This window comes from Anaerotruncus massiliensis (ex Togo et al. 2026), from assembly GCF_900199635.1.
Lineage (GTDB): Bacteria > Bacillota > Clostridia > Oscillospirales > Ruminococcaceae > Anaerotruncus > Anaerotruncus massiliensis.
Genome location: NZ_LT962687.1, coordinates 186,035 through 201,944, shown reverse-complemented (window position 1 = coordinate 201,944; position 15,910 = coordinate 186,035). Strand labels below are relative to the sequence as shown.

The 15,910-nt window shown below is 65.1% G+C and carries 13 protein-coding genes and 1 tRNA gene; 2 read left to right on the top strand and 12 right to left on the bottom strand.

Annotated features, from left to right (window positions below):
- Positions 1–39: 39 nt before the first annotated feature.
- From C1A13_RS01495 to C1A13_RS01440, 12 genes are all read right to left on the bottom strand, one after another.
- On the bottom strand, positions 40–1,581 hold the full coding sequence (locus C1A13_RS01495; protein ID WP_101548492.1) for a Na+/H+ antiporter NhaC family protein: 1,542 nt from the start codon (positions 1,579–1,581) through the stop codon (positions 40–42).
- A gap of 173 nt (positions 1,582–1,754) precedes the next feature.
- Positions 1,755–3,344, bottom strand: coding sequence for a B12-binding domain-containing radical SAM protein (locus tag C1A13_RS01490; protein ID WP_172439120.1), 1,590 nt, complete (start codon positions 3,342–3,344; stop codon positions 1,755–1,757).
- Between the two features lie 1,374 nt (positions 3,345–4,718).
- Positions 4,719–6,872 carry a Tex family protein gene (locus C1A13_RS01485; RefSeq protein WP_101548486.1) on the bottom strand — a complete coding sequence of 718 codons (2,154 nt, stop codon included), beginning with the start codon at positions 6,870–6,872 and terminating at the stop codon, positions 4,719–4,721.
- Positions 6,873–6,909: 37 nt separating this feature from the next.
- Positions 6,910–7,215 (bottom strand): sodium ion-translocating decarboxylase subunit beta, encoded by a 306-nt coding sequence (locus C1A13_RS01480; protein WP_101548484.1) that lies wholly within the window; start codon positions 7,213–7,215, stop codon positions 6,910–6,912.
- 181 nt (positions 7,216–7,396) lie between these two features.
- A complete protein-coding gene (locus C1A13_RS01475; protein WP_101548482.1) occupies positions 7,397–7,636 on the bottom strand; it encodes a hypothetical protein in 240 nt (79 codons plus the stop codon).
- Positions 7,637–7,694: 58 nt separating this feature from the next.
- Positions 7,695–7,771: transfer RNA gene (locus C1A13_RS01470), tRNA-Met, on the bottom strand.
- 191 nt (positions 7,772–7,962) lie between these two features.
- The gene (locus C1A13_RS01465; RefSeq protein WP_101548479.1) at positions 7,963–8,250 is read right to left on the bottom strand and encodes a hypothetical protein; all 288 of its coding nucleotides are present in this window, start codon (positions 8,248–8,250) and stop codon (positions 7,963–7,965) included.
- A gap of 172 nt (positions 8,251–8,422) precedes the next feature.
- Positions 8,423–9,940: a 2,3-bisphosphoglycerate-independent phosphoglycerate mutase gene (gpmI, locus tag C1A13_RS01460; protein ID WP_101548477.1), complete on the bottom strand. Its 1,518-nt coding sequence runs from the start codon at positions 9,938–9,940 to the stop codon at positions 8,423–8,425.
- Positions 9,941–9,964: 24 nt separating this feature from the next.
- Positions 9,965–10,732, bottom strand: a complete 768-nt coding sequence (gene tpiA / locus C1A13_RS01455; protein ID WP_101548475.1) for a triose-phosphate isomerase — start codon at positions 10,730–10,732, stop codon at positions 9,965–9,967.
- A 193-nt stretch (positions 10,733–10,925) separates the two neighbouring features.
- Positions 10,926–12,116, bottom strand: a complete 1,191-nt coding sequence (locus tag C1A13_RS01450; protein ID WP_101548473.1) for a phosphoglycerate kinase — start codon at positions 12,114–12,116, stop codon at positions 10,926–10,928.
- 219 nt (positions 12,117–12,335) lie between these two features.
- Entirely contained in the window at positions 12,336–13,271 is a 936-nt protein-coding gene (locus C1A13_RS01445) for a DegV family protein (RefSeq protein ID WP_101548472.1), read from the bottom strand.
- Between the two features lie 12 nt (positions 13,272–13,283).
- Positions 13,284–13,796: a tRNA (cytidine(34)-2'-O)-methyltransferase gene (locus tag C1A13_RS01440; protein ID WP_101548471.1), complete on the bottom strand. Its 513-nt coding sequence runs from the start codon at positions 13,794–13,796 to the stop codon at positions 13,284–13,286.
- 209 nt (positions 13,797–14,005) lie between these two features.
- On the opposite strand from C1A13_RS01440, the gene C1A13_RS01435 reads away from it, so the two are divergent.
- The gene (locus C1A13_RS01435) at positions 14,006–14,506 is read left to right on the top strand and encodes a hypothetical protein (RefSeq protein WP_101548470.1); all 501 of its coding nucleotides are present in this window, start codon (positions 14,006–14,008) and stop codon (positions 14,504–14,506) included.
- Positions 14,499–15,752, top strand: coding sequence for a PBSX family phage terminase large subunit (locus C1A13_RS01430; protein WP_101548469.1), 1,254 nt, complete (start codon positions 14,499–14,501; stop codon positions 15,750–15,752). Before C1A13_RS01435 ends, C1A13_RS01430 begins: the two co-directional genes overlap by 8 nt.
- Positions 15,753–15,910: the final 158 nt, after the last annotated feature.

Below are 15,910 nucleotides of genomic sequence, written 5' to 3'. Positions count from 1 at the left end.
CCATTGGCAGCGGCCCGGTTCTTTTGATTGCGGCAGGTTTTAAGCGGCCTGTTTTTCACCCCTGTTGGCGAACAGCCGGTGGAGGACAAAGAGCGCGCCCAGCAGCAGGACGATGGATACGCCGAGGGTGATCGGGATGTTGCCCCCGGTCAGGCCCGCCACGATATAGCCAAAGAAGCAGCAGACCGCCACGGTGAGCGCGTAGACCATCTGGGTGGAGACGTGCTCGATGTGGTTGCAGCCCGCGCCGGTGGACGACAGGATCGTCGTGTCGGAGATGGGGGAGCAGTGGTCGCCGAAAACGCTGCCCGCCAGCGTCGCGGAGAGGGAGACGACCAGCAGCTGGGGAGCGGCCGCCATGCAGACGGGGACGATGATCGGGATCAGGATGCCGAAGGTGCCCCAGGCGGTGCCCATCGCGAAGGAGAGGAATGCGGCGATCGCAAAGACCAGCGCGGGCAGCAGGAAGCCGGGGAAGCCTCCGTTTTCGACGAGGCCCTTGACGAATTCGCCCGTCATGAGCAGGTCGCGGCAGACGCCGCTGATCGTCCAGGCGAGGATGAGGATGATGTCCGCGGGGACCATCGACTTGACGCCCTCGCCGATGCCGGCCATGAAGTCCTTATAGTGGACCACGCCGCGCGGCACGAAGAGCAGGAACGCCACGATGAGGCCGCCGAAGCCGCCGATGACCAGCGCCTCGGAGGCGGTGCAGTTGCCAAACGCCGCGCCGACCGAATGGAAGGCCGGGTCCTCGCCCCAGAAGCCGCCGTTCCACAGCATCGCGAGGATCGAGAAAATAATCAGCGCCACGACGGGGATGATCATGTCGTAGACGTGGCCCTTGTCGTTGACGGGCAGTTCCTCGCCCACGGTGGTGTCCACCGCGCCGAGCTCGCCCTTGGCCGCGCGCGCCTCCGCGCCCGCCATCGGGCCGAAGTCGAGGTTGGTGCAGCAGAGCGCGACCACCATGACGATGGAGAGCAGCGCGTAGAGGTTGTAGGGGATGGTGGCCACAAAGGCGCCCAGATCGCTTTCAAACGCGCCCGTCACCGCCAGGTTGGAGCCCACGGCCGCCGCCCAGCTGGAAATCGGCGCGATGATGCAGATGGGCGCGGCCGTCGCGTCGATGATGTACGCGAGCTTCGCGCGGGAAACGCCGTACTTGTCGGTGACCGGCTTCATGACGGTGCCGACGGTGAGGCAGTTGAAATAGTCGTCGATGAAGATGAGCGCGCCGAGCGCACTCGTCGCGAGCAGGGCGCTGCGCTTGCTCTTGAGCTTGCTGGAGGCCCAACGGCCGTACGCCCGCGAGCCGCCCGCCATCTGCATGACGACGACCAGCGCGCCGAGCAGCGCCAAAAACAACAGGATGTTGACGTCCATACGGCCCGCCATCAGCTTGAAGGTCGTCTCCGCGACGCCGACCACCGGATTGAGGCCGGTATTGAGCGCATAGATGAGCGCCCCCGACAGGATGCCGATCATCAGCGAGGAGATGACCTCCTTGGTGATCAGCGCGAGGCCGATCGCGATAATGGGCGGCAGCAGCGACAGCCAGCCTACGAATACAGGTTCCATCTTTCTTTTGTCCCCCTCAAATAAAAACAAATTGTGAACGTGCTGTTATAAAGATCGCATAATTACAGGGAAAAGTCAACACAATCCAACAAATTTCCCCTATTTTCTTGCAAAAAAATACAGTCCCTGTCCGCCCGGGACATACAGAAAAGGCCGGGTAAATACCCGGCCTTTTACAAAATCCGTTCGGCGCGCGCCCTGCCGCGCAGATCCCGCTCCCCGTGGAAAAAGCAGACCGCCGTCTCCCCCGGCTCCCGCCCGGGGCTGGTCACGTCAAAGGGGAACAGTTCGAGATGCGCTCCCGATGGCAGCCCCCGCTCCGCCGCGCGCCGCCGCGCCTCCCGCGGGGCCTCGGGGCAGCAGGCCGGCAGCCGGCGCGGCCTCTCATGCAGGCAGAGATCGTACCGCACGAGCCAGCGGCAGATTTCGGGATCGCCGCCGCGGTCGACGCAGAGCGCGTAAAGCAGGTCGTAATACTCGTACTTGCCCACCGCGCGCGCCGGCATCCGCTCCCCGAGCGAGCGCATCGCCTCAAACGGCGAGGGGATGTATTCCAGCAGGTATGCGAGCGTATGGGAAAACCGGCCGCTGTTGTAGTAGGCCTCGGTCATCTCCTCGACCGATTTAAGCCGCGAAAGCTCCAAAAAGGAGAGCCGCGGCGTGCATAAAATTTCATAGGGCGGCGTTTCGCTGTGCACGAGGCCGTATTCCTCCCGGCGCGCGTAGAGGGAGGAGCCGCGCAGCAGCTTGAGAAAGCCGAGCTGGAGCTGCTCCGGCCGCAGGGAAAACACCTCGTCGTAGCTTTTCGCGAACCGCGCGAAATCCTCGCCCGGCAGCCCCGCGATCAGGTCGAGGTGCAGATGCAGGCGGCCCGCCGCCGACAGCGCGCGCACGTTCTCCATCAGGCGGCCGACGTCCGTCTTGCGGCAGACCTCCGCGAGCGTTTCGCCGCAGGTGCTCTGCACGCCGATCTCGAACTGGAAAAGTCCCGGCCGCACCGTGGAGAGAAACGCCAGCTGCTCCCCGGTGAGCAGGTCTCCGCCCAGCTCCATCTGAAAGCCGGTGATTCCGTTGTCGTGCTCCGCGAGGAATTTCCAGATCGCGAGCGCCCGGTCCGCGTCGAGGTTGAAGGTACGGTCGACGAACTTGACCTGCATCACCCCGGCGTCGAGGAACCGCCGCAAATCGTCGAAGACGCGCGGCAGCGAGCGGTAACGCACCGTCCGGTCGGCGGATGACAGGCAGTAGCTGCACCCGAACGGGCACCCGCGCGACGACTCATAGTAGAGCACCCGGTCTTTGAGCGCGTCGAAATCGCGGTAAGGGAAGGGCAGCGCGTCCAGGTCGGTAAACCGCCCGGCGCGGCGGACCCCGCGCGGCCGTCCCTCCCGCAGGACACCGGCGATCTGCGGCTCCCCCTCCCCGCAGAGGATCGCGTCCGCCCACGGCATCGCCGCGAGCCGTTCCTCCGGGTCGAAGCTCACCTCCGGCCCGCCCAGCAGGATGGACGCCTCCGGAAAGAGCAGCCGCAGGTCCGCGCCGAGCCTGCGCACATATTCGATGTTCCAGATGTAGCAGGAAAAGCAATAGGTATCCGCGCCCCGGCGCGCAAGGTCGCTGAGGATCTCCCGCGTGGGCTGGTTGATCGTATATTCCGCGATCCCTGCCTCCATCCCCTCCGCCGCGAGCACGTTTTGCAGATCGCGCACCGCGAGGTTGGTGTGGCTGTATTTCGCGTTGATTGCCACAAGCAGGATGTTCATTGCGTTCCTCCTGGGGGGTACCGCTCGGGGAGCGGCGGCGTTTGCCGGCGGCCCGCCGGCGGGGCTTTCTTCGCGCCCCTTCGGGGCGCATCTTGTAAGAGATTCTGCCGCAGGCAGTTCCTCCATGGGAATCCAAAGAGGCGTAAACCCCTTTGAACGCGCGCCGCCGCGCAGCGGCGCTCCGGCGAAGCCGGGCGGCGCGTTTTAGCCGGGTCCCGCCCCGGCGGCGGTCCTAGATTTGCCGCGCTGCGTCCGGCGGGGCTTTTTCCGCACCCCTTCGGGACGCTCCAGATGTGCCGCCTGCGGCGGCGGAGATTGCCGGGACCCGCCCCGGCGGGCGGGCCTGGATTTGCCGCGCTGCGCCCGGCGGGGCTTTTTCCGCACCCCTTCGGGGCGCTCCAGATGTGCCGCCTGCGGCGGCGGAGATTGCCGGGACCCGCCCCGGCGGCGGTCCTGGATTTGCCGCGCTGCGCCCGACGGGGCTTTTTTCGCGCCCCTTCAGGACGCTCCAGATGTGCCGCCTGCGGCGGCGGAGATTGCCGGGACCCGCCCCGGCAGGCGGGCCGACTTCTTGCACGCCCAAGAAGTCGGCGGAAGAAGGACGCTCAAGGGGACTTCCGCCTTGGGCGGCCTGCCCGGGCTACGCCCGGAGCGCGCTACGCGCGACGGCCGCTCGCGGGCGCTCCGCCCCGCGACCCCGGCTTGAGTCCGCTACGCGGACCCGGCCCTGCGGGCCGGAACTTTAAGCGGTATCCCCCGGGAGTACCTTGCCATGACCCGCGGACTGCCGCCGCTCCCCACGGGTACACAAGCTGAAGGCTCAATTCAGGTTGCGGACGCTCCCAACAGATGAAGCCGGATGGCTCGCCAAAACCATACGGCGGAAAACAACGCCCGTTCCGGGCGTTCGCGCGCTTTGCGCGTGTGCGCGGCGAAGCCGCGCAGTTTTCCGCCTCCCTGTGGGAGATGCGAGCGAAATAAAAGCGGTCGTGCCTCCCATATGGGAACTTCCGGTACGGTTCCGGGGGCTCGCCGGCAGAGGCATTGCGCCCGCGGCGCGGCGGCGGGCGGGTTGTTGTACACCCGCCCATTGATCCGTGGCAGGGCGCCGCCGACTTTGGCCGCAGGCCAACCGGAGGCGGCGCGGGGGTCAAGGGGGCATAGCCCCCTGCGGTTTCTTTCCCCTATTTCTTGGGCGGCCAAGAAATAGGGCCGCCCGCCGGGGCGGGACCCGGCAAGCTACGCCGCTCACTGAGCGGCAAGCCTAAACCGCCGTCGGTCGACTACCGACAAGCTACGCCGCTCGATGAGCGGAAAATCTAAGCCTGCCGTCGGCCGCCAGCCGGCAGCTACGCCGCTCCCCGAGCGGCAAATCTAAGCAGGCTTCTTCATCGTGAGCGAGATGCGCTTGCGGGGCACATCCACCGACAAAACCCATACGGTGACGATGTCGCCCACCTTGAGCAGTTCGCTTGGATGCTTGATGAAGCGGTTGGTGATCTGAGAGATGTGCACCAGGCCGTCCTGGTGCACGCCGATGTCCACGAATACGCCGAAGTCGATGACGTTGCGCACCGTTCCGGTGAGCTCCATGCCGGGCTTCAGGTCCTTGAGATCCATGATGTCGGTGCGCAGCATGGGCGGGGGCAGCTCGTCGCGCAGGTCGCGTCCCGGTTTCATGAGGTCGGAGACGATATCGCGCAGGGTGGGCACGCCGACGCCGCATGCCTCCGCGACCTTTCCCTCCCCGGCGGCGCGGACCTTGTCCGGCAGTCCGGTGAGGTTCCCCGCCGCCACGTCGTCCAGCGTATAGCCGAAGCGCGCGAGCAGCGCCTTGGCGGCGTCATAGCTCTCGGGATGCACGCCCGTATTGTCCAGGACGTTTTTCGCGTGGGGGATGCGCAGGAAGCCCGCACACTGCTCATAGGCCTTGGGGCCGAGCTTAGGGACTTTTTTAAGCTGGGCACGGGAGGTGAACGCGCCGTTCTCCTCTCGCCAGGCGACGATGTTTTTCGCGACCGTGGCCGAAAGGCCCGACACATAGCCGAGCAGGGAGGCCGAGGCGGTGTTGAGGTCGACGCCGACCCGGTTGACGCAGTCCTCCACCACGCCGCCGAGCGTCTCGTCGAGCCGCTTGGGGGGCATGTCGTGCTGGTACTGTCCGACGCCCACCGACTTGGGGTCGATCTTCACAAGCTCGGCCAGCGGGTCCTGGAGCCGCCGTGCGATCGACACCGCGCTGCGCAGCGACACGTCGAATTCGGGGAACTCGGCCGCGCCCAGCTTGGAGGCGGAATAGACCGACGCCCCCGCCTCGTTCACCATCATGTAGCTGAGGCCGCAGTCCAGCTCGCGGATGAGCTCCGCGGCGAAGATCTCGCTCTCCTTCGAGGCGGTGCCGTTGCCGATCGAGAGCACCTGCACCCCGTGCTTTTTGATCAGCGCCGAAAGCGTCCGCTTGGCCTCGGCGGTTTTATTTTGGGGCGGCGTCGGGTAGATAACCGTCGTGTCGAGCACCTTGCCGGTCGGATCGACCACCGCGATCTTGCAGCCGGTGCGGTAGGCGGGGTCGATCGCGAGCACCGTCCTGCCCTTGACGGGCGGCTGCATGAGCAGCGCCTTGAGGTTCACGCCGAAATTCTTAATCGCCTGCTCGTCCGCCATGTCGGTCAGGTCGGCCCGCATCTCCCGTTCCAGCGACGGATGCACCAGGCGCTTGTAGGCGTCCTCGACCGCCGCCGTGACGAGCGGGGTCGTGATGCTCCCCTTTTTGACGAAGAGCCCGGCCAGCAGGCCGGCGGCGTAGTCCGCGTCCGCCTCGACCGATACCTTGAGGAAGCCCTCCTTTTCGCCGCGGTTGATGGCGAGCACCCGGTGGCTCGGCACCTTGGAGACCGGCTCCGCATAGTCGTAGTAGGTCGCGTAGACCGAATCCCTGCCCGCGTCGGCGGCGGCGCTCCGCAGCACCGCGTTGCGCCGGTAGTAATCCCGCAGACGCTGGCGGCCCTCCGCGCTGTCCGACACCTGCTCCGCGATGATGTCTGACGCGCCCGCGAGCGCGTCCTCCACCGACGCGACCTCCTTCTCCGGGTCCACGAAGGGCCGGGCAAGCTCCTCCGGCGTGCCCGACATGCGGTCCTGCGCGAGCAGCAGCGCGGCAAGCGGTTCGAGGCCGCGTTCCTTCGCGATCGTCGCGCGGGTGCGCCGCTTCTGCTTATAAGGGCGGTAGATGTCTTCGAGGCGCGCAAGCGTCCCGGCCGACGCGATGTCGGCGGCGAGTTCGTCGGTCATCTTACCCTGCTCGGTGATCGAGGCGGAGACCTCCTCCCGGCGCTTTTGCAGCCCGCGCAGGTAGTCCAGCCGGTCCGCCAGCTCGCGGAGCACCTGGTCGTCGCACGAGCCCGTTTTCTCCTTGCGGTAGCGCGCGATGAATGGGATCGTATTTCCCTCGTCGATCAGCGCGATGATGTTGTCCACATAGTCCTTTGCGATGTGGAATTCCCTTGAGAGGATCGCTGAAAAATCCATTTTCTTATCCATCCTGTTATATTAAATATAAAAATTACTACTTGTTCTTTCGGCGCAGCAGGATAAGCGCCACGCAGCCCACGACGGAAAGCGCGGTCAGCACCCCGGCGAGCAGCATGGGCGGCAGGATGTTCGCCGTCGTATAGATGGCGGTGGGCCCGTCCGCGCCGCCGATGATGGCGATCGAACCCGCGCCCTCCGCGATGTGGAACTGCACGCTCTCCCCGAGCAGCCGATCCGCCCACCAGAACAGCAGCCGCCTGCCCAGCAGGATCAGCATGGCAAGCGCCGCGCAGGCGATCGTCCCGATTTTGACCGCCCTGTAAAGGAGTCTCCCTTTCATGTCTCCATCTCCCCGTTTCCTGGAAATCCGCTTCCCGCCCCGCCGCAAGCCGCGCCGGCGGGCGGAAACGCCGCCTGGAAATGTGCTTATTGTACCACAAATCCGGGTCCGCTTCAACCGGACGGGCCGCCGCGCCCGCATCAAAAAGGGCCCCGTCCGCTAAGGCGGACGGGGCCCTTTTTCAGAGTTTTTTCTGTTGCTCGGCGAGCCAGGCGGCCGCGGCCTCGAGTCCCCGGGCGTCCAGCGGGAAGGTCTCCTCCCCCAGCATGAGCCCGTGCTCCTGGCAGTATTCGAGGCAGTAGGTCTGGTAGGCCCACACCTTGATTTCCTCGCCGTCGGGTTTCAGTTTATAGCGGAAATTCCCCTCGCTGCCCGTATGGGTGTTCTTCTCCTTCAGGAAATCGAGCATCGGCAGGTCCATGCAATTACCTCCACAATCATAAAAAGTTCGTAAAGCATTGGCCTTACGAACTTTTTGTTGGTTGCGGAGGCAGGATTTGAACCTACGACCTTCGGGTTATGAGCCCGACGAGCTACCGGACTGCTCCACTCCGCGATATGTCAACGCTTTTTAGGCGCCTTATTATATTACCACGCCGCAGGGCGTTTGTCAATAGATAAGCGGCAATTTTAATTAAGTCATTCCAGCGCGGCTCCCGCGGCCATCGCCGGATCGTTCACCGAACGCGAAGGGATTGCGCGGCGAGGGGAAAAGAAGCGGCCGCCCGCAGGGCGGCCGCCGTGCTTTTATTCCTCGGTGGGTTCCTCTCCGTCATCCTGCGCGGCCGCTTCCGGCGCGGCATCCTGGACGGTCTCCTCCGGCGCGGAGCATCCGCAGCCGCAGACATCCTCCTCGTCGTCCTCGTCGACCTGGGTCGCATAGTAGTCCAGATCGGACATGTCGTCCATCAGTTCGTCGTCGAGATCGTCGCAGAGCGCGCAGCTGCGGCGTTTAAAATAAGCGGCAAACGCGACGATCGCGCCCGCTATGGCGATCAGAAGGGCAATGGTCGCTATAAAGGTACCTTTTCTCATATCGATTCCTCCTGTAGTGGATAGTTGGGCGTGTAGATGCATCTATTATAATCCATTTCCCGGATAAAGACAAGTCATTACGTTTATTTTGTGCCAGACCGGGTAAAATATACGGTCCCGCGTAAAGACGCAAAAAACCGCCCCGCGCAGCGCGCGGGGCGGCTTTCTCTTTTTATTCGACGATGCTTTTGCCGGTCATCTCCTTGGGCTGGGGCAGGTCGAGGAGCTTGAGCATCGTGGGGGCGAGATCCGCCAGGCGGCCTCCCTCGCGCAGTTTCACGTCGCCGCAGCCCACCGCGATGAGCGGCACCGGGTTGGTGGTGTGCGCCGTGAAGGGGGAGCCGTCCGGCTCGAACATCTGGTCGGCGTTGCCGTGGTCGGCGGTGATCAGTGCGCGCCCGCCCATCCGCAGGATCGCGTCCACCGTCTCGCCGAGGCATTTGTCCACCGCTTCCACCGCGCGCTTGGCCGCGTTGAAGACGCCGGTGTGCCCGACCATGTCGCAGTTGGCATAGTTGAGGATGATCACGTCGTATTTCCCGCTTTCGATCCGCTTGACCACCTCGTCGGCAACGATGTAGGCGCTCATCTCCGGCTGCATGTCATAGGTCGCAACCTTGGGAGAGGGGATCAGCGCGCGGTCCTCGCCCGGGTAGGGCTGCTCGACGCCGCCGTTGAAAAAGAAGGTGACGTGCGCGTACTTCTCCGTCTCCGCAATCCGCAGCTGGGTGAGGCCCTGGTCGGAGATGTACTGGCCGAAGGTGTTGTCGAGGCTCTCCGGCTTGAAGGCCACCTCGACGTTCGGCATTGTCACATCGTACTGGGTCATGCAGACGAAGAAGACGTGCTTTTGGCCGCCCTCGCGCTCAAAGCCCTTGAAGTCTGGGTCCACGAAGGTCCGGGTCAGTTCGCGCGCGCGGTCGGGACGGAAGTTGTAGAAGATCATCGAATCGCCGTCGCGGACGCCTGCGTCCTTGAGGCAGACGGTCGGCTCGATGAATTCGTCGGTGACCTCCGCGCCGTAGGATTTCTCCGCCGCGTCGACCGCCGAGGGGTTGAAGTTGCCCTCCCCCTTCACGATCGCGTTATAGGCGCGGGAGACGCGCTCCCAGCGGTTGTCGCGGTCCATCGCGTAATACCGGCCGATCACCGTCGCGATGCGGCCGATGCCGATCCGGTTCATCTCGGCTTCCAGCGCCGCAAGGAAATCCACACCAGAGGTCGGGGGCACGTCGCGGCCGTCCATGAAGCAGTGGACGTACACCTTCTTGAGCCCCGCGTCCTTCGCCAGCCGCAGCAGACCGTAAAGGTGGGTGTTGTGGCTGTGCACGCCGCCGTCCGAGCAGAGGCCCATCAGGTGCAGCGCGGAGTCGTTCTTTTTGCAGTTCTCCACCGCCGCCAGCAGAGCGGGGGTTTGAAAGAAGTCCCCGTCCTCGATCGACTTGGAGATGCGGGTCAGCTCCTGATAGACGATGCGGCCCGCGCCGATATTGGTGTGGCCCACCTCCGAGTTGCCCATCTGGCCGTCGGGCAGGCCCACGTCGAGGCCGGACGCCCCGATCAGCGTGTGGGGGCAGGTGGCCATCAGGCGGTCGATGTTCGGCTTTTTGGCCGCCGCGATCGCGTTGCCGTAGTCCTGCGGGTTATATCCAAAACCGTCCAGGATAATGAGTGCCAAAGGTTTTTTCATCTGCTTTCCTCCTAATGCCCGGGTTTATTTCGAGGCCGCTTCCACGATCGCCGTGAAGTCGGGGGCCTTGAGGGACGCGCCCCCGATGAGCCCGCCGTCCACGTCCGGCTGCGCAACCAGCTCCGCCGCGTTCTTCGCGTTCATCGAGCCGCCGTACTGGATGGTCAGGCCGTCCGCGGCCGCCTGGCCGTAGAGGCCCGCGACCACCGCGCGGATGTAACGGCAGACCTCGTTCGCCTGCCCGGCGGTCGCGGTCTTGCCCGTGCCGATCGCCCAGACCGGCTCATACGCGATGATGACGCGCTTGAGTTCCTCGGCGGAGACGCCGCCCAGCGCGACCTTCGTCTGAAGACCGACGATCTCCTCGGTGATCCCCTGCTCCCGCTGCGCGAGCAGCTCGCCCACGCAGAGGATGACGGTGAGGCCCGCGTCGAGCGCCGCGCGCACGCGCTTCTGCACCGTCTCGTCCGTCTCGCCGAAATACTGGCGGCGCTCGCTGTGGCCGATGACCACATATTTGACGCCCATCTCGGCGAGCATGTCGGCGGAGATCTCGCCCGTGAAGGCGCCCGATTTCTCCCAGTGGCAGTTCTCGGCGCCCACGCCGATGTTGGTCCCCTCGGTCAGCGCGAGCGCGGTCTCGAGGTTGGTGTAGGGCACACAGATCACGACGCCGCAGCCGGCGTCCGCGACCATCGGCTTGAGCTCTTCGATCAGGGCTTTCGCCTCGGGGCGGGTCTTGTTCATCTTCCAGTTGCCGGCGATGACGGCCTTGCGCAGGTTCTTGTTCATAGTATGTCCTCCTGTATCGTGATGTATTGATGACGGTTTTCGGGCCGCGGCGGGAAACCCGCGCCTCGCGCGGGACGCAAAACTTTGTTTTGCGTACAAACGGCGGAGCCGTTTGGTTTCCCGCCCCCGCGTGTGCGGATGGGGCGCGGGAGGCTGAAAAAGGGCGGGCTGACGCCCGCCCTTTTGGTGGCTCTTATTTGTCGTTGAGGGCCGCGATGCCGGGCAGCTCGAGGCCTTCGAGGAACTCGAGGGAGGCGCCGCCGCCGGTGGAGATGTGGGTCATCTTGTCGGCATAGCCGAGCTTGGTGACCGCCGCGGCCGAATCGCCGCCGCCGATGATCGAGACCGCGCCGCTCTCGGCGACCGCCTCGGCGACCTTGAGGGTGCCCTCGGCGAACCGCTCGAACTCAAAGACGCCCATCGGGCCGTTCCACACGACGGTGCCGGCGTTCTTCACGGCGCCGCAGAAGAGCTCGATCGTCCTGGGGCCGATGTCCATACCCATCCAGCCGTCGGGGATGTCGTCGCTGTCGACGATTTTGATGTCGCAGTTGGCGTCGAACTTGTCGCCCGCCTTGTTGTCGACCGGCAGCAGCAGGCTGACGCCCTTGTCCTTCGCCTTCTGGAGCATCTCGCGCGCCAGGTCGAGCTTATCCTCCTCGCAGAGGGAGTTGCCGATCGAATGGCCCTGCGCCTTCATGAAGGTGTAGGACATGCCGCCGCCCACGATGAGGGTGTCGACCTTCTCGAGGAGGTTGTTGATGACGCCGATCTTGTCGGAGACCTTCGCGCCGCCCAGGATCGCCACAAAGGGGCGCTTGGGGTCGGAGAGGGCCTTGCCCATGATGGTGATCTCCTTCTGGATGAGGAAGCCGCAGACGGCGGGCAGGTAATCGGCGACGCCGGCGGTCGAGGAATGGGCGCGGTGCGCCGAACCGAATGCGTCGTTGACATAGATTTCCGCCAGCGAGGCAAACGCCTTGGCGAGATCGGGGTTGTTCTTGGTCTCGCCCGCCTCGAAGCGGACGTTCTCGAGCAGAAGCAGCTCGCCGGGCTTCAGCGCCGCGGCCTTGGCCTTCGCGTCGTCGCCGACGACGTCCCTGGCCATCGCGACCGGCTTGCCGAGCAGCTCGCTCAGGCGGGCCGCCACAGGCGCGAGGGAGAACTCGGGCTTCACTTCGCCCTTCGGACGTCCGAGGTGGGAGCAGAGGATGACTGCCGCGTTGTGGTCAAGCAGGTACTTGATGGTCGGCAGGGCCGCAACGATGCGCTTGTCCGAGGTGATGACGCCGTCCTTGAGCGGGACGTTGAAATCGCAGCGGACGAGTACCTTTTTGCCGTTTACGTCGATGTCCTCCACCGACTTTTTGTTGTAAGAGGTCATTGAAATAGCCACCCTTCATTTTATGTAAATTGGCATAGACTTACCCGGTCGATTGATGCAGATTGCATAACCTGAAACCATGAATATTTTAATGCAACAACCCGCATTTTGCAAGGGCTTTTGCCCATTTTCCCTGCTTTGAACAGCCATGCCGCAAGGTTTGACGTTTTCTTTGGGGATTTTTGCACACGACATGTGCAAAAAGCGCCTGCGGCGCCCTCAGCCCCGGATGAAATCCTGCTCCCGCGCCCGGGTGTTGATCCGTTTTTCCCCGCGCACGATCACGCCCGCGACCTTCGGGCCCGAGTTGATCGCGATCGACGCTCCCGCGAGGTAGCGCGCCTTCGGCGCGTGTCCGAATTTTTTGGCGACCGCCTTGTAAATGTCTTCCCCGTACTGCTCCACCGAGCCGCAGATGACCGCCGTCGGCGCCTTTTTGTCCACCGCGCGGCCGTAGGCGTAATCCACAATGTGCGGAACGACGTTTCTGTCCCCGCGCACCTTCTCCACCACCGTCGTCACCCCATCCACAATCGATATGATCGGGCGCAGGCCGAGCACGTCCCCGACAAACGCGGACGCCGCCGGGATGCGGCCCGATTTCCGCGCGTATTCGAGCGAGTAGGCGGCGAAGATGATCTCCACCGTCGCGTAGAAATCGTCGAGCCAGGCGGTGATCTCCTCCGCACTCCTGCCCGCCTTGATCATCTTGGACGCCTCGACGATCGGGTAGCCGTAGCCCAGCGTGTAGGTGCCGGAATCGAGCACGGTGATGTTCATCTTCCCCTCCGCCTCGGGGTGCTCCTTATAAAACTGCTGCTTGCCGAACACCGCCGCCTCGAACATGTTGGAGCCCACCGAGGTGATCGTCGTGTTGATCACGTCGGTATAGCCCTGCTCGAACGCGTCAAGGTACGCCTGCTGGTAGGTGATCGACAGGATGTGGCTCGTCACGGGCAGCTCCTTTGCCGCCGTCAGCCGCTCGTAAAATTCCCGGGTGGTGAAATCCACCCGCTCAAGATAGCCCTTGCCGTCGATCGCGATCGGGATCGGCAGCATGACGATGCCGCCCTCCAGCAGGTCGGCGTCGGAGATATCGCTCGCGGAATCGGTCATCAGCAGGATCCTCTGATCCGTCGTCTTTTTCTTTCCCATCTGTTTCTCCCATCACAAAGGGACCGCGTCCCAGTCGTATTTCGTCAGCTTTCCATGGTTTTGGAGCGCCGGGAATCCCCACTGCCGCAGCGTCTCGTAGGCCGCCACCGCCACCGTATTGGAGAGGTTCAGGCTGCGCGCCCCCGCGATCATCGGCAGGCGCACGCAACGGTCCGGGTTCGCGCGGAGCAGCTCCTCCGGCAGGCCCGCGTCCTCCCGGCCGAACACGAGGTACGCGTCGTCCGGGTAGGCGATATCGGTATAGGTCCGGCGGGCTTTCGTGGTGAAATAGTAGAACTCGCCCCGCGGGTTGCGGGAAAAGAATTCCGGCGTGCTCTCATAGGTGGTGATGTCGAGCAGGCGCCAGTAGTCCAGACCGGCGCGCTTGAGCTTCGCGTCGGTGATCTCAAAGCCCAGCGGCCCCACCAGGTGCAGCCGCGCCCCCGTCGCCGCGCAGGTCCGCGCGATGTTCCCCGTGTTCTGGGGAATCTGCGGTTCGATCAGGACGATATTCAAAACGGACATTCCGGCTTTTCCAGCTCCCTTTTCTGTCGTGCAGGCGCGCCTGCTGTACCTTATAATTTACCATTTTCTTCACAGTTTAGTCAAGTATCCGCCAGTTTGCGGCGCACTTCCGCAGGGTTTTTGAAAAAATATTTTTTCTCCCGGCGCGTTCGTTGCGTTTTTCCGCAATTTCCGCCCCGTTTTCCGGTACGGGTGAAAGGATGTGGCCTATGAAACCCTCTCTCAACACGCAGAGGCGGAGGGCCTTCTGCGTCTATATGGCGCGCGGCTTTCCGCCCGAGGAGGCCGCGCGTAAAGCGGGCTTCGGCGCCGGAGACTGCGGCATGCAGTCAGCGGCGCTGCTGGGCGACGCGAAGGTGCGCCGATCGATCGCCCGGCTGCGAAAGGAGCTCTCCTTCGGCGCGCCCGCGTCGCTCGCGCGGGCAGGGCTCGAACGCATCGCGCTGGGGGACGCCGCGGGCGCGCTGCCGCTGCTTTCCGGCGAGGGAGGCCCGGCCTCCGCCGCCGACCTCTTCCATGTGGCCGAGGTGCGGCTCCCCAAGGGGGGCGGGGTGGAGATCAAGTTCTGCGACCGGCTCAAGGCTCTTTCGCTGCTCGCGGGGCTTGACGGCGGCGAGCAGAACGCGGCGGGCTCCCTGCTCGCGGCGCTCGCCCGGTCGGCGCAGGCCCCCGCCGACGACCCGCGCGCGGAGGACGGGGCGGATGGGTGATTTCACCCGGTTCTCCCAAAAGCAGATGACCGCGCTCACCTGGTGGCGGCCGGGAAGCCCCCATGAAGCCCGCGACGCGGTCATCTGCGACGGGGCGGTGCGCAGCGGCAAGACGTTCTGCCTTTCGCTCGGGTTCCTCCTCTGGTCGATGACAGGCTTTGACGGGCAGTGCTTCGCGCTCTGCGGCAAGACGGTGGCCGCCCTGCGCCGCAACGTCGTGTCCCCGCTGCTTCCCTGCCTGCGGGAGCTCGGCTTCGCGGTGAAGGAACGGCTTTCCCGCGGCGTGCTCGAGGTTGCCTTCCAAAACCGGCGCAACCGCTTCTATCTCTTCGGCGGGCGGGACGAGGGGAGCGCCGCGCTTATCCAGGGGGTCACCCTCGCGGGCGTGCTGCTCGACGAGGCCGCGCTCATGCCGCGCTCCTTTGTCGAGCAGGCCGTGGCGCGCTGCTCCGTCGAGGGCGCGCGGCTGTGGTTCTCCTGCAATCCCGAGCATCCGCAGCACTGGTTTTACACCGAGTGGATCCTCAAGGCGAAGGAAAAAAACGCCCTCTATCTGCACTTCACCATGCGCGACAACCCCGCCCTCTCCCCCGCCGTCCTGCGGCGGTATGAGCAGCTCTACTCCGGCGCGTTCCGCGAGCGGTTCGTCCTGGGCAGGTGGACCGCCGCGCAGGGCGCCGTCTACCCGATGTTCGACCCGCTCCGGCATGTGGTGGATTCCGCGCCGGCCTGCTCCCGCTATTTCATCTCCTGCGACTACGGCACCGTCAACCCCGCCTCCTTCGGGCTGTGGGGGGAGGCGGGCGGCGTCTGGTACCGGCTGGCGGAATACTACCACGACTCCCGCAGGACGGGAGAGCTAAAGACCGACGAGGAATATTACGCCGCGCTCGAAGCGCTCGCCGGGGACCGGCCCGTCGAGGCGGTCGTCGTCGATCCGTCCGCCGCGAGTTTTCTCGCCTGCATCCGGCGGCACGGCAGATTTCCCGCCCTGCCCGCCAAAAACGATGTGGCGGACGGCATCCGGCTGGTGAGCGAGCTGCTCCGGGAGGAAAGGCTCCGCTTCTGCGCCGGGTGCGCCGACACGATCCGGGAGTTCGGGCTCTACCGCTGGGACGAGCGCGCCGGGCGGGACGCGCCCGTCAAGCAGAACGACCACGCCATGGACGACATCCGCTACTTTGCCGCCACCCTGCTTGCGCGCGGGGAGCCGGGCTGCGCCGCCGCCGCGGTGGCGCGGGGATGAGGGGCGGGGCCGCGCCGGACCGGAGGGACGGCGGGCGCGGGCCGCCGCAGGCGGCGCGCGCTCCCCGCGCGAAGCGCGGGGCGGCCCCGCGGCGGCGAATGCGCGCCGGGCGGGGATGGATACGCCGCCGGAGGGCGGCGGCAACGAAAGGGGGCGCG

Bases quoted from the DNA above. Each gene is read 5' to 3' on its own strand.
- C1A13_RS01495 (WP_101548492.1), bottom strand. From the start codon at position 1,581: ATGGAACCTGTATTCGTAGGCTGGCTGTCGCTGCTGCCGCCCATTATC.
- C1A13_RS01435 (WP_101548470.1), top strand. From the start codon at position 14,006: ATGAAACCCTCTCTCAACACGCAGAGGCGGAGGGCCTTCTGCGTCTAT.
- C1A13_RS01440 (WP_101548471.1), bottom strand. From the start codon at position 13,796: ATGTCCGTTTTGAATATCGTCCTGATCGAACCGCAGATTCCCCAGAAC.
- C1A13_RS01485 (WP_101548486.1), bottom strand. From the start codon at position 6,872: ATGGATTTTTCAGCGATCCTCTCAAGGGAATTCCACATCGCAAAGGAC.
- C1A13_RS01465 (WP_101548479.1), bottom strand. From the start codon at position 8,250: ATGAGAAAAGGTACCTTTATAGCGACCATTGCCCTTCTGATCGCCATA.
- C1A13_RS01450 (WP_101548473.1), bottom strand. From the start codon at position 12,116: ATGACCTCTTACAACAAAAAGTCGGTGGAGGACATCGACGTAAACGGC.
- tpiA (WP_101548475.1), bottom strand. From the start codon at position 10,732: ATGAACAAGAACCTGCGCAAGGCCGTCATCGCCGGCAACTGGAAGATG.
- C1A13_RS01490 (WP_172439120.1), bottom strand. From the start codon at position 3,344: ATGAACATCCTGCTTGTGGCAATCAACGCGAAATACAGCCACACCAAC.
- C1A13_RS01430 (WP_101548469.1), top strand. From the start codon at position 14,499: ATGGGTGATTTCACCCGGTTCTCCCAAAAGCAGATGACCGCGCTCACC.
- C1A13_RS01445 (WP_101548472.1), bottom strand. From the start codon at position 13,271: ATGGGAAAGAAAAAGACGACGGATCAGAGGATCCTGCTGATGACCGAT.
- gpmI (WP_101548477.1), bottom strand. From the start codon at position 9,940: ATGAAAAAACCTTTGGCACTCATTATCCTGGACGGTTTTGGATATAAC.
- C1A13_RS01475 (WP_101548482.1), bottom strand. From the start codon at position 7,636: ATGGACCTGCCGATGCTCGATTTCCTGAAGGAGAAGAACACCCATACG.
- C1A13_RS01480 (WP_101548484.1), bottom strand. From the start codon at position 7,215: ATGAAAGGGAGACTCCTTTACAGGGCGGTCAAAATCGGGACGATCGCC.